Origin of the sequence: Caniella muris, from assembly GCF_943193035.1 — a bacterium.
Lineage (GTDB): Bacteria > Actinomycetota > Coriobacteriia > Coriobacteriales > Atopobiaceae > Granulimonas > Granulimonas faecalis.
Map to the genome: position 1 here is coordinate 1,610,174 of NZ_CALPCK010000001.1, position 11,936 is coordinate 1,622,109.

Sequence of the window (11,936 nt, forward strand, 5' to 3'; positions counted from 1 at the left end):
TTTTGCTGAGACGAGACTTCGCCACGTGGCAGTGCGGCGACCGCGAGCTACCCCTCGCGCGCCCGCGCGTCATGGGCATCCTCAACGTGACCCCCGACTCCTTCTCCGACGGCGGCGAGCACGCGGACACCGCGGCGGCCGTGGCCCACGGCCTGGCCCTTCTCGACGCCGGGGCGGACATCGTCGACGTGGGCGGCGAGTCCACGCGGCCCGGGTTCACCCCGGTGGACCCCGAGGAGGAGGCCGCCCGCGTGGTGCCCGTGGTCCGCGAGCTGCTGGACGCCGGCGCCCTGGTGAGCGTGGACACGCGCCACCCCTCCGTGGCCGAGCTCTGCGTGCGCCTGGGCGTGCACGTGCTCAACGACGTCACCGGCTTCACCGACCCCGCCATGGTCAGGATCGCCGCCGAGAGCGAGTGCGGCGTGGTGGTCATGCACGCCGGCGAGGTGGCCGACCACCCCACACGCCGCTCGGTGCTGCTCGACTCCGACCCGCGCTCCCGCGAGGCGGCCGCCGAGGACGCCGAGGCCGAGGTCGCGGACGGCGACGACACGCCGGCCGACAGGGGCGACGCCTCCTCCGTGCGTCTGGACGAGGTCATGCGCCGGAGCGCCCGCGGCGTCACGAGCCCCACGGTGCGCCTGGCCTCCGGCTCCAACCGGCGGTTCACCCTGCCGGAGTCGGCCCCCATCATGCGCCGCATCATGGGCTTCCTGGGTGACCAGGCCCGCACCCTCATGCGCGCCGGCGTGGCCCACGACCGCATCTGCCTGGACCCCGGTGCGGGCTTTGGCAAGATGGCCGACGAGGACGTGGTGATCCAGCGCGCCTGCGCCCAGATGGCCTCCATGGGCTACCCCATCATGTGCGCCGTGTCGCGCAAGCGCTTCGTGGGCGCCATCTCCGGGGTTGCCGCCGCTGCCGACCGCGACGCCGCCACCATCGGCGCCGCCCTGGCGGCCGCCGAGGCCGGCGCCCGCATCCTGCGGGTCCACGACGTCGCCGGGGTGAGCCAGGCCCTGAACGCCTACTGGTCCATCGCGCACCCCGGTCAGTCCCGCGCCTTCGTGGCCCTGGGCTCCAACGTGGGCGACCGCGTGGGCTACCTCGCCCGGGCCTGCGCCCTCATCAACGAGATCCCGCTCACCTGCGTCTCCGCCGTGAGCCACGCCTACGAGAGCGAGCCCGCCTACGGCATCGCCACCCCGGTGGCCAACGCCGTGGCCGAGGTGCGCACCGAGCTGGCGCCGGAGGTGCTGCTCGGCCACCTCATGGAGGTGGAGCAGGCCCTGGGCCGCACGCGCCCGGCGGGCCAGGACGGCCACGGGCCCCGCACCATCGACTGCGACCTCGTGTTCGTGGAGGGCGAGCGCCACGCCGGCGAGCGCCTGCGGCTGCCGCACCCCGGCCTCGTCGAGCGCGACTTCGTGCTGGTGCCCATGGAGGACCTGGTGCACGACCCGGCCCGCTACCTGCGTCATGCCGGCATCACGGTGCTGCCCCGCGAGGAACGCGTGGGCATCGTGCTGGCGGACCTCGGCGCGATCGAGTGGTAGGGGGCACCGTGGTGGATGTGGTGGGCACCTGCGCCTCGGTTCTCGACGAGGCCGCCTCCCTCGCCCGCGAGGGGGCCCCGGCCGGCACCTGCGTGGCCGCCCGTGAGCAGACCGCCGGCCGTGCCCGGCTCGGCCGCGTGTGGGAGTCGCCGGCCGAGGGGCTGGCCGTGGCCGTGGTCCTGCGTCCGAAGGCCCCCATGGGGCTGCTCTCGGGACTGGCGTCCGTGGCGGGCCTCGGCGCCGTGGACGCGCTGCGGGTCCTGGGTGCGGAGGTCTCGCTCGCATGGCCCGACGACGTGGTCGACGCCTGCGGGCGCAAGCTGGGCGGCGCCGTGTGCAGTGCCGGCTATGGCGAGGGCGGCGTGTTCGTGGTGGCGGGGGTCTACGTGAACGTCCTGCCCCCCGACGGCGACCTCGCGGCCGCCGGTTCGCCCGCGCCCCGGGAGGCGGCGGGTCTCGCCTCCCTGCTCGATACGGTGCCCGACCTCGAGACCCTCGCCGCCGCGGTCGGCGACGCCGTCGTCGCCCGCGTCCGCGCCTGGGAGGACGGCATCGCCGCCGGCCAAGGCACGGCCGGCCCTCTCGGACCGGTGCTTTCGGAGTGGTTCGACGAGATGCCCCTCATGGGCCAGGGTGTGCGGGTGCTCCTGCCCGACGGCCGCGTGGCCGCTGAGGGCACGCTGGCGGGCATCGACGGCTGGGGTCGCGTCACCGTGCGCACCGACGACGGCCGGGAGCTGGAGTTCTCCAGCGAGCAGGGGTCCGTGCGGCCGCGGTAGGGCGGCCCTGCGTCCTTCGGTGAGTGGCTGACCCTTCAGTGAGTGCCCTTGCATGCCTCGGTGAGTGAAAACCCGCGCACCAAGGCTTCGTGAGCGTCCTAATCGCTCACCGAAGGCCACAGGGCCGCTCACCGAGCGCCGGCCCAGCCGCCACCCGACGCCGCCCGCCGCCCCTTCGCCAGGGTCCCGTCTCCGCGTCCCCGCGCCCCGCCATGGGTAGCATGGAAAGGTCGACCCGCGACCCCGTCCCAAGCAAAGGACCCGCCATGTTCCTCTCCGTCGATGTGGGCAACACCCAGACCACCTTCGGCCTCATAGACGAGGCCGGTTCCGTCGCGTGCCATTGGCGCACCAAGACCGACAAGCTCGACACCGCCGACGAGCTCGCCGTGCGCCTCACGGGTCTTCTCGCCGGCCAGGGCTTCTCCATGGACTCGGTGGACGCCGTGGCCGTGGCCTCCGTGGTCCCAGCCCTGCATCGCGCCTGGCACGTCTGCCTCATGCGCCTGGGCAAGGACCCGCTCATGGTGGGTGCCCAGGGGCTGTGCCCCATCGAGGTGGCGCTGGCCTACCCGTCCCAGGTGGGTGCCGACCGCATCGCCAACGCCGTGGAGGTCAAGGAGCGCTACGGCGCCCCGGCCATCGTGGTGGATTTTGGCACGGCCACCAACATCGACGTCGTGGCGCCCGACGGCTCGTTCGTGGGCGGCGTCATCGCCCCGGGCGTCATGCTCGGCGCCCAGGCGCTGTTCGACCGGGCGTCCAAGCTGTCGAGCACCCCCATTGCCATGCCGCCCCGGGTGGTGGGCCGCGATTCCGAGCAGGCCCTCCAGAGCGGCATCGTGATAGGGGCGGCCGCCATGGCCGAGGGGCTCGTGGCCCGCATCAAGGCCGAGCTCGGGGTGGGGGAGTGCCCCGTGGTGGCCACCGGCGGCCTGGCCCGCACCGTCTCCGAGGCCACGGACTGCTTCACCGCGGTGGACCCCGACCTCACCCTGCGCGGCATCCACCGCATCTGGCTCGCGCAGGTCTGACGGCGCCGGCGCCGGACCGCGCCCGCCCATAGCCCCTCCATAGACCCACGGGATGCTCCTTGCAGCTCCCGATGGCCGTTGCTATCATGCAAAGGCTGTATCGCCCTGGTCGGAAACCAGGGCACCCCCATCGCCAGGGTCGGAAACCTTGGCACAACATGAGGAGTCCTGCCATGAAGAACAACATCCATCCTGAGTACATGGAGTGCACGGTCCGCTGCTCCTGCGGCAACACCTGGACCACCCGCGCCACGGTTCCCGAGATGACTCTCGACCTGTGCGACAAGTGCCACCCCTTCTACACCGGCACCCAGAAGCTCGTCGACACCGGCGGACGCGTCCAGCGCTTCGCCGACAAGTTCGGCGGCGCCGCCCAGGCCCAGCTGGAGAAGGAGGCCGCCAAGAAGGCCGCCCACGCCCAGAAGGAGGCCGAGGAGCGCGCCGCCCGTGCCGCCAAGGCCGAGGCCAAGGCTGCCGCCAAGGCCGCCCGTGCCGCTGAGTACGCCAAGAAGGCCGAGGCCAAGGCTGCCAAGGAGGCCGCCGAGCAGGCCGCTGCCGCTGCTGCCGCCGACGACGCCGACGCCGAGGCCGCCGTGGCCGAGGCTGCCGCCGAGGTCGTCGACGAGGCCGTCGCCACCGACGCCGAGTAGCCCACAGCCCACAGGCAACCCGCACGAAGGCGGGGCACCGGATCCGCTCCGGTGCCCCGCCTTTTCCATGGCCCGGACCGAGTCGCCGAGCCTGGGCCATGGCCTCGTCGCCGGTCAGGCCAGGACGGCCTTGACGACGCGCGTGGCGAGAAAGCCTACGGCGCAGGCCGCGGCGATGCCTACGATCACTCGTCTCATGGGGACCTCCTTCGGGTGGCGGGACCGTGACCCCATGATGGCCGGCGCCTGCCCCGCCATCCATCGATGCCCCTTACACCTCGGTGACGCCTGCGTAAGGCGCAAAAAGGCGGCCCCGACGCTCCCGCGCCGAGGCCGCCCGACCTCCGGTGTCCCGGATCGCCCCCGCTAGACGAGCTTGAGGTCCGGGCCCTCGCCCTTGTCGTCGGCGCTGTCCTTGGCGCCCTCGGCCTGGGCGGCGTCCTGGGCGCGCATCATCTCGAGCATGGCCTGGTACTGCTCGGAGCGGGCCTCGGCCTCGGCCGGCGTCTCGTGGGCGTAGGTGCAGGTGCACTCGCTCGCCACCACGTTGGCGGCCTTCATGTTGAGGGCGTTGGCGCGCAGGTCCTCCAGCTGGCCCATGCCGCGGGCCTGCTCGATGACCTTCTCGCCGTCGGCGGCCGACAGCCCCAGGAGCCCGGCGATCTCCTCGTCGGCGACCTTGAGCTTCTTCTCGGCGGCGTAGGCGGAGAGGGCGGCCTGCTCGCCGGCGGTCTGGGCGGCGCGGTCGTCGAACATGGCGTCGAGCGCCACCTGGTCGATGCCCATCTGGGCGAAGTACTGGTCGGGGTCGACGCCCTGCTGCATGGCGTCGTAGCGCATGGCCTGCTGGAGCTGGTCGCGGTAGCGGGCGATCTCGTCCATGGGGACCTGCTGGTTGAGGCGCTTGGCCAGTTCGGCGGCGCAGAGCGGGGCCTTGGACTCCTCGGCGTAGTGGGAGTTCATGTGCTCGAGCTGCGAGTGCAGGGCCTTCTTGAGGTCGTCGAGCGTGGAGAGGCCCTCGAGGTTGGCGGCCACCCAGGCGTCGTCGACGTCGGCGCCGGTGGCGCCGTGCTCGCGGGCGATCGACTCGATGGCGAACTCGATGTCGGTGTCGGTGACGGTGGGGACGGTCACGGTGATGGTGACCGGGTCGTAGCTGGAGAGCGTGTAGTGGTAGCGGTCGCCGATCTTGAGCGGCGCAGGCTTGTTGATCTCGATGGCCATGGGTCCTCCTCGTCGGACGTGCGGGGCGCGGCGCGGCCCCGTGTCCCTGTTTTTTGCAACGATAAGGACTTTACCCCGGATGGGGCGCCCCCTCACGCGCCCGTCGCGGCGGGGAGGCCCTTCTCCGCAGGCCCTGCACGGCGCGGCGGCCGCTTGGATAACCCCCGTGCCCGGGTGGTATTATCAGAAGGCTAAGTCGGCGCCCCAGGACGCGGCGCCAATGCGACACTTTGGAGTAACCCATGCGTGACCGCCTCATCGCCCTGCTCGAGGCCTACCGGGAGCTCGAGCGCAAGCTCAGCGACCCCGCCGTCTACAACGACCAGAAGGAATACGCCCGCCTGGCCAAGGAGCACGCCAGCCAGGCCGAGCTTGCCGAGAAGGCCCAGGCCTACCTGTCGGCCCTCGACGACATCGAGGCCGCCAAGGAGCTCCTCCATGAGGAGTCCGACGCCGAGACCCGCGAGCTGCTGCAGGCCGACATCGCCGAGAACGAGGCCAAGCTCCCCGGCCTCGAGGAGGAGATCAAGGTCATGCTCATCCCGGGCGACCCCAACGACGAGAAGGACACCATCGTCGAGATCCGCGCCGGCGTGGGCGGCGACGAGGCGGCCATCTTCGCGGGGGACCTCTTCAAGATGTACGAGCGCTTCTGCGAGGCCCGCGGCTGGAAGATCGAGGTGCTGTCGAGCAGCCCCTCCGAGGCCGGCGGCTTCAAGACCATCGAGTTCAAGGTCTCGGGCGACAAGGTCTACTCGGTCATGAAGTTCGAGAGCGGCGTGCACCGCGTGCAGCGCATCCCCAAGACCGAGAGCCAGGGCCGCATCCAGACCTCCACGGCTACCGTGGCCGTGCTGCCCGAGGCCGACGAGATCGACATCCAGATCGACCCCGGCGACCTCCGCATCGACACCTACTGCGCGAGCGGCCCCGGCGGCCAGTGCGTCAACACCACCTACTCGGCGGTGCGCATCACCCACCTGCCTACCAACACCGTGGTGCAGTCCCAGGACCAGCGCTCGCAGATCCAGAACCGCGAGGTCTGCATGCAGATGCTGCGCGCCCGCCTCTACGAGATGGAGCTCGAGCGCCAGCAGGCCGAGCTCGGCGCCGAGCGCCAGAGCCAGATCGGCCACGGCAACCGCTCCGAGAAGATCCGCACCTACAACCAGCCGCAGGACCGCGTGACCGACCACCGCATCGGCTTCAACGGCACCTACAACGGCGTGCTGCTCGGTGACACCCTGGAAAGCGTCATCGAGGCCCTGGCCGCGGCCGACCGCGCCGCCCGCCTGGCCGAGGCCGTGTAAGCCTTCTTCCCCGGCACCTTCCAGGGGGCGTCCCGTGCAGGCGGGGCGCCCCCTTTCCTGTGAGGGGGTTCTCCCGCGCTATCATGTACGGGCATCGTACGGCGGCGATTGGCGGCTATGGAAAGCAATGCGTGGACCATCAAGCGGGTCATCGACTGGACCCGGGGCGACCTCGAGCGCCACGGCGACGAGCACCCGCGCCTCTCGGCGGAGTGGCTGCTCTCGGCCGTGACGGGCAAGTCGCGGGTGCAGCTCTACCTGGACTACGACCAACCGCTGGAGCCGGCCGAGCTCGCCGCCATGCGGGCGGCCATCCAGCGCCGCCGTGCAGGCGAGCCGCTCCAGTACGTCACCGGGGAGATGCCCTTCCGCCACATCGTGATCCACTGCGAACGAGGCGTGCTCATCCCCCGGCCTGAGACCGAGGTGCTGGTGGACGCCGCCCTGGAGGGCGTCGCGGCCGCCCGTGCCCGCAGGCCCGAGCCGGAACCCGAGCCCGAGGAGACCGCTCCTGAGAAGGACGCCCCCGACGCCGGCGATGTCCCTGAGACCGGCGACGCCCCCGAGGGCGACCCCGCACATACCGAGGGCGCCCCCGCCGGCCCGGACCCCGCCACGGTGCCGGACTCCTGGGTCCGCGTGGCCGACATCTGCTGCGGCACCGGCTGCATCGCGCTCTCCATCGCCGGGGAGACCGAGGCCAGCGCCGTCTGGGCGGGTGACCTCTCGCCGGCCGCCGTGGCCCTGACTGTGCGCAACCGCGACGCCCTGGGGCTCGGGGACCGCGTGGCCGTGGCCGAGGGCGACCTCTACGGGGCCCTTCCCGAGGAGCTCATGGGCACCCTGGACGTCGTCGTCTCCAACCCGCCCTACATCCCCAGCGCCGTGGTGCCCACCCTGCCCGACGAGGTGGTGGGCTTCGAGCCGGGCCTCGCCCTCGACGGCGGCCCCGACGGGCTCGACATCTTCCGCCGGCTTCTGGAGGGCGCCCCCGCGTGGCTGGCCCCCGGCGGTATGCTCTGCGTCGAGCTCTTCGAGGAGTCCCTCGACGACGCCTGCGCCCTCGTGCGCGCCCAGGGCGGCTGGGCCTCCGTGGAGGCGCGGGACGACCTCGCCGGAAGGCCGCGGGTGCTCGTGGCCGTGCGGGAGGGCTGACGGCCGTGGCCTCGGGCATCCCGCCGGCCTCGAGCGAGGCCGTCCGCCATTCCATGCAGGGCAACCGGGGCAAGAACACCAAGCCCGAGCTGCTCGTGCGCGCCCACCTCCGCGAGGCCGGCCTCACCGGTTACCGCCTCCACTGGCACGTGGCCGGCAGGCCCGACGTCGCCTGGCCCGGCAAACGCGTGGCCGTCATGGTCAACGGCTGCTTCTGGCACCGCTGCCCCCACTGCCACCCATCCACGCCGGCCACCCACGCCGAGTTCTGGGCCGAGAAGTTCCGCCGCAACGTGGAGCGCGACCGCCGGAACATAGAGACGCTGGAGGCGGACGGCTGGACGGTCCACGTGGTGTGGGAGTGCCAGCTCAAGAAGAAGACGGTGGGAAAGACCATGGACGAGCTGCTCCCGCAGCTGTCCCGCGAGCTGGGAAAGCCCATCAAGGGCCGTTTGGAGGAGGGGTCATGAGCGAACCTGGGAACACGGTGAGGGTCGCTGGGGGGTGCCCGGTGCCCGGGGAGGTCCTCGAGAGGCTCGCGGGGGTGCTCGGCCCCGGCCGCGGCGTGGCGGTGCTCCCCACGGACTCCGTGTACGGGATCGGTGCCCTGGCGGTGGCGGGCAACCCCGGTCACGGGCGCGTGTTCGCCATCAAGGGGCGCGACCGCTCGCAGACGCTCCCGCTGCTCATCGGCAGCCCCGAGGACCTCGAGGTCTACGGCGAGGGCGTCCCCGGGTGGGCGTCCCGGGCCGCCCGGGAGCTCTGGCCCGGGGCCCTCACCTTCGTCGTGCGCGCGTCCGGCGAGCTGCCCGACGAGTACAGGGCGGCCGACGGCACCGTGGCCCTGCGCGTCCCGGACGCCCCGCTCGTACGCGAGGTCATCGCCCGCGTGGGTGCGCCCCTGGCCATGACCAGCGCGAACACCCACGGCGCTCCGAGCCCCGCGAGCTTCGACGAGCTCGAGGGGGCCATCGTGGCGCAGGCGGACGTCGTGGTGGACGGTGGCGCGTGCCCCGTGGGCACCGCCTCCACCATCGTGGACGCCACGGGCGCGGCCCCCCGCATCCTGCGCGAGGGCTCGGTCACGCTGGACGACGTCCTCGCCGCCGGCGGCCTGGCCTAGGGGCGTTGTCGGAGATCTCGATCTCGGGACGGTTCTCCTCGGGGACGGGGCGCCCCATCCGTTGGGGATCGCGATTTCCAACGTTCCGGCCGGAGGGCGATCGCGATCTTCCTCCGGTTCTTTCTCCCGGCCTTGTCGGAGACCCCGGTTTCTAACGCAGCGCCCCGCCGGCCGTCTGCCGCCGGGGGTCCCCAACGGCGCCCAAACCACTAGACTGGGAGGGGCGTGTACCCGACTCCCGAGGAGGACCCATGCGTGTAGCCGTTGCGTCAGACCACGCCGGCTTTTGCCAGAAATCGCAGGTCGTGAACTATATCCAGTCCCTGGGTCACGAGGCCGTCGACCTCGGCCCCGCCACCGACGACCGCGTCGACTACCCCGACTTCGCGCACAAGGTGGCCTGGGGGGTCGCCGAGGGCGAGTACGACCGCGGCGTGCTGATCTGCGGCACCGGCCTCGGCATGGCCATGACGGCCGACAAGGTCCCGGGCGTGCGTGCCGTCGCCGTCCAGACCCCGGGTTTCGCCGAGCTCTGCCGGGAGCACAACGACGCCAACGTCATCTGCCTCTCGGGGCGCTTCGTGGACCCCGTCACCAACGACGAGATCGTGAGGATCTTCCTCACCCAGGAATTCGGCGGCGGGCGTCATGCGACGCGCGTCGAGAAGATGATGCGAGAGGACGAGCGCTGAGCCCGAAGACCGGCGAGCGAGAGAAAGGACGTCAGAAGATGACGGTGCAGTACGACGAGAGCCGCGTCACCTTGGTCGACCATCCCCTGGTGCAGCACAAGGTGGCCATCCTGCGCGACAAGGACACGAGCACCAAGCAGTTCCGCGAGCTCGTCCGCGAGCTCGCCCTGTTCGAGGGCTACGAGGCCACCCGTGACTTCCCGCTTGAGGAGGTCGTCGTCGAGACCCCGCTCGAGCGGTGCACCTGCATGGAGCTCTCGGGCAAGAAGGTGGCCATCGTGCCGATCCTGCGCGCCGGCCTGGGCATGGTGGACGGCCTGCTCGAGCTCGTGCCCTCCGCCCGCGTGGGCCACGTGGGCATGTACCGCGACCCCGAGACCCACGAGCCCCACGAGTACTACTGCAAGCTGCCCGCCGACGTGGAGAACCGCACCTGCCTCCTCGTGGACCCCATGCTGGCCACGGGCGGCTCGGCCAACGCCGCCATCGACTACCTCCGTCGTGCCGGCGTCTCCGACGTGCGCCTGCTCGTCCTGGTCTCGGCCCCCGAGGGCCTGGCCGCCGTGCTCGAGCACGATCCCGACGTGCGCATCTACACCTGCGCCATCGACCGCGAGCTCAACGACCACGCCTACATCCTGCCGGGCCTCGGCGACGCCGGCGACCGCATCTTCGGCACGAAGTAACGAAGTAGCGCGTAGCCGACGGAGTCCCAGGTCTTGAGGTGGCCGGGCCGCGCCATGCGACCCGGCCACCTACCGTCTTCCCGGGCCGCGGGTCGGCCGAGGGGGACGCCGGGGCGGGGTGCTCCCCGTTCCTGCCCGACAGCCCATTGCCTTTTGGACACTTGGAGGTAAGACGATGCCCCACGGCAAGGTCACCAGCGCGGACCCTGCACCGACTTGGGACAAAAGAGCCTTCCTCTGCGCCCTCATGGTGTTTCTCTACACCTTCGTGCTGGACGATTTCGTCCTTCCCGTAAGCAACGGCCTGCATCCCCTCACGTTCGAGGTGACGACGGTGGGCGGCGTCGGCTTTCTGGCCCTTATCGGCCTGTTGGCGTCGCGGCGCCCCGACGTTCTGGACAACGACTGGTTCAACGGTTGCGCCGTCACCTGCAGCCTTGCCGGCGCCTTCGTGGCCCTGGAGTCCGTGGGCGCCCCGGGCCCCCTCTACTATCTGGGGAGCGTCCTTGTGGACGTGGGCTTCGAGTGGGCCCTCGTGGTCGCCTGCCTGACCCTGGGGGAGCTGCGGCTTCGGGCCATCTGCGCCCATGCCGGCGTTGCGGCGCTGGTGGCCTACGGCGGCACGGCCCTCATGCAGTACCTCCCTCTGGCCGTGCCCCTGGCCTGTTACGGGCTCGCCGGCCCCGTGGCGGTGGTCGTGGCCGCCCCCTCCACCCGGCGCCGTCTTGCCGCCGCCGCTGCGGCGCCGCCCCTGGCCGACGTCTCCGTCACCCGCCCCGGGGTGCTGCCCTCCCTCACCAACCTGCTCTTTGTGAGCATCGTGGTGCTCATGAGCGCCTTCGGCTACTCGTTGGGCTACGACGCCCATGCCACCATGCCGCTCTTCCTCGTGGTCATGGCCGTCTTCGCCCTGGTGTGGGTGGCGGCGACCTGGCGCAGCCAGGACCTGGACCTGGTCTACAAGGTGGCCGGCATCATCGTGCTCTTCGGCATGTTTGTCTCGCACCCCGGCGTGGGGTCGTTCGCCGGCCTCCAGGCCGCGGCCCTCAAGGCCGGGGCGCTTCTCGTCTATTACGTGGAGGTCGTTCTCTACGCCGGCATGGCCGCCCGCAGCCGGAGCGGTGGCATCGCCCTGGTGGCCCTGGCCAACGCCGCCTCGCTCCTGGGCATCCTCTTGGGCAGCGAGGTCCACGGGGGCGTGCAGCTCGTGGCCACCTTCAGCGAGAACGCCGCCTACCTCCTCACCGTGACCATCGCCTGCGCCTTCGTGGCCTTCATCGTCCTGGCCCAGCGCGGGTTCTCCCTCAACCGCGCCGTGGCAGAGATCGAGGACCCGGCGCCCGACGGCGTCCCCGTCCCCGTCGTGGTCCCGGCGCCGGCGGTGGACCTCCGGGGCGCCTGTGCCGCCCTGGCCGAGGAGTACTGCCTCACCCCGCGCGAGAGCGAGGTGCTGGGGCTCCTGGTCAAGGGCTACGGCACGGCGCGCATGGAGGAGGCCTTGGTGATCTCCCGCAACACGGTCAAGACCCATGTGCGCCACATCTACGCCAAACTGGGTTGCCACAGCCAGCAGGAGCTGATCGACCTTGCCGAGAAAAGCTCCCCGGTCGCCTCGCCAGAGTCCACTCACTCCTTTCAGGGTGACATCACCCTGGAGGGGTGACACCGCTACGACCAGCGGAAATCACGTCCCAAGGTGATTTACCGGTAGCTGCATAAAACCTTAC

Annotated in this window: 12 protein-coding genes; 11 read left to right on the plus strand and 1 reads right to left on the minus strand. The window is 71.5% G+C overall.

Annotation, left to right across the window (positions count from 1 at the left end; translation table 11 throughout):
• Positions 1 to 2 precede the first annotated feature (2 nt).
• From folP to rpmE, 4 genes are all read left to right on the plus strand, one after another.
• Positions 3 to 1,556, plus strand: coding sequence for a dihydropteroate synthase (folP, locus tag NFR49_RS06940; RefSeq protein WP_251158877.1), 1,554 nt, complete (start codon positions 3 to 5; stop codon positions 1,554 to 1,556).
• 8 nt (positions 1,557 to 1,564) lie between these two features.
• Positions 1,565 to 2,335, plus strand: coding sequence for a biotin--[acetyl-CoA-carboxylase] ligase (locus tag NFR49_RS06945; RefSeq protein ID WP_251158878.1), 771 nt, complete (start codon positions 1,565 to 1,567; stop codon positions 2,333 to 2,335).
• 266 nt (positions 2,336 to 2,601) lie between these two features.
• Positions 2,602 to 3,369, plus strand: a complete 768-nt coding sequence (locus NFR49_RS06950) for a type III pantothenate kinase (RefSeq protein WP_251158879.1) — start codon at positions 2,602 to 2,604, stop codon at positions 3,367 to 3,369.
• Between the two features lie 173 nt (positions 3,370 to 3,542).
• Entirely contained in the window at positions 3,543 to 4,019 is a 477-nt protein-coding gene (gene rpmE / locus NFR49_RS06955) for a 50S ribosomal protein L31 (RefSeq protein WP_135978024.1), read from the plus strand.
• Between the two features lie 366 nt (positions 4,020 to 4,385).
• Here the strand turns inward: rpmE and NFR49_RS06960 are convergent, their stop codons facing one another.
• Positions 4,386 to 5,243, minus strand: a complete 858-nt coding sequence (locus tag NFR49_RS06960; protein WP_251158880.1) for a SurA N-terminal domain-containing protein — start codon at positions 5,241 to 5,243, stop codon at positions 4,386 to 4,388.
• Between the two features lie 242 nt (positions 5,244 to 5,485).
• Between NFR49_RS06960 and prfA the strand changes: the two genes are divergently transcribed.
• The 7 genes from prfA to NFR49_RS06995 all read left to right on the plus strand — a co-directional run bounded on the left by prfA (position 5,486) and on the right by NFR49_RS06995 (position 11,872).
• A complete protein-coding gene (gene prfA / locus NFR49_RS06965) occupies positions 5,486 to 6,553 on the plus strand; it encodes a peptide chain release factor 1 (RefSeq protein WP_135978026.1) in 1,068 nt (355 codons plus the stop codon).
• Between the two features lie 117 nt (positions 6,554 to 6,670).
• Positions 6,671 to 7,708, plus strand: a complete 1,038-nt coding sequence (locus NFR49_RS06970; RefSeq protein WP_251158881.1) for a N5-glutamine methyltransferase family protein — start codon at positions 6,671 to 6,673, stop codon at positions 7,706 to 7,708.
• Between the two features lie 5 nt (positions 7,709 to 7,713).
• A complete protein-coding gene (locus NFR49_RS06975) occupies positions 7,714 to 8,178 on the plus strand; it encodes a very short patch repair endonuclease (RefSeq protein ID WP_251158882.1) in 465 nt (154 codons plus the stop codon).
• Entirely contained in the window at positions 8,175 to 8,831 is a 657-nt protein-coding gene (locus NFR49_RS06980; RefSeq protein ID WP_251158883.1) for an L-threonylcarbamoyladenylate synthase, read from the plus strand. The genes NFR49_RS06975 and NFR49_RS06980 overlap by 4 nt, the downstream gene beginning before the upstream one ends.
• A 251-nt stretch (positions 8,832 to 9,082) precedes the next feature.
• A complete protein-coding gene (rpiB, locus tag NFR49_RS06985; RefSeq protein ID WP_251158884.1) occupies positions 9,083 to 9,523 on the plus strand; it encodes a ribose 5-phosphate isomerase B in 441 nt (146 codons plus the stop codon).
• A gap of 38 nt (positions 9,524 to 9,561) precedes the next feature.
• Complete coding sequence (gene upp, locus NFR49_RS06990; protein WP_135978030.1) at positions 9,562 to 10,209, plus strand: uracil phosphoribosyltransferase; 648 nt, start codon at positions 9,562 to 9,564, stop codon at positions 10,207 to 10,209.
• A gap of 175 nt (positions 10,210 to 10,384) precedes the next feature.
• A complete protein-coding gene (locus tag NFR49_RS06995) occupies positions 10,385 to 11,872 on the plus strand; it encodes a helix-turn-helix transcriptional regulator (protein ID WP_251158885.1) in 1,488 nt (495 codons plus the stop codon).
• Positions 11,873 to 11,936: the final 64 nt, after the last annotated feature.

Excerpts from the sequence above, each read along its gene's own strand:
- NFR49_RS06950 (WP_251158879.1), top strand. The coding sequence starts at position 2,602 with ATGTTCCTCTCCGTCGATGTGGGCAACACCCAGACCACCTTCGGCCTC.
- rpmE (WP_135978024.1), top strand. The coding sequence starts at position 3,543 with ATGAAGAACAACATCCATCCTGAGTACATGGAGTGCACGGTCCGCTGC.
- NFR49_RS06960 (WP_251158880.1), bottom strand. The coding sequence starts at position 5,243 with ATGGCCATCGAGATCAACAAGCCTGCGCCGCTCAAGATCGGCGACCGC.
- prfA (WP_135978026.1), top strand. The coding sequence starts at position 5,486 with ATGCGTGACCGCCTCATCGCCCTGCTCGAGGCCTACCGGGAGCTCGAG.
- NFR49_RS06970 (WP_251158881.1), top strand. The coding sequence starts at position 6,671 with ATGGAAAGCAATGCGTGGACCATCAAGCGGGTCATCGACTGGACCCGG.
- NFR49_RS06980 (WP_251158883.1), top strand. The coding sequence starts at position 8,175 with ATGAGCGAACCTGGGAACACGGTGAGGGTCGCTGGGGGGTGCCCGGTG.
- rpiB (WP_251158884.1), top strand. The coding sequence starts at position 9,083 with ATGCGTGTAGCCGTTGCGTCAGACCACGCCGGCTTTTGCCAGAAATCG.
- upp (WP_135978030.1), top strand. The coding sequence starts at position 9,562 with ATGACGGTGCAGTACGACGAGAGCCGCGTCACCTTGGTCGACCATCCC.
- NFR49_RS06995 (WP_251158885.1), top strand. The coding sequence starts at position 10,385 with ATGCCCCACGGCAAGGTCACCAGCGCGGACCCTGCACCGACTTGGGAC.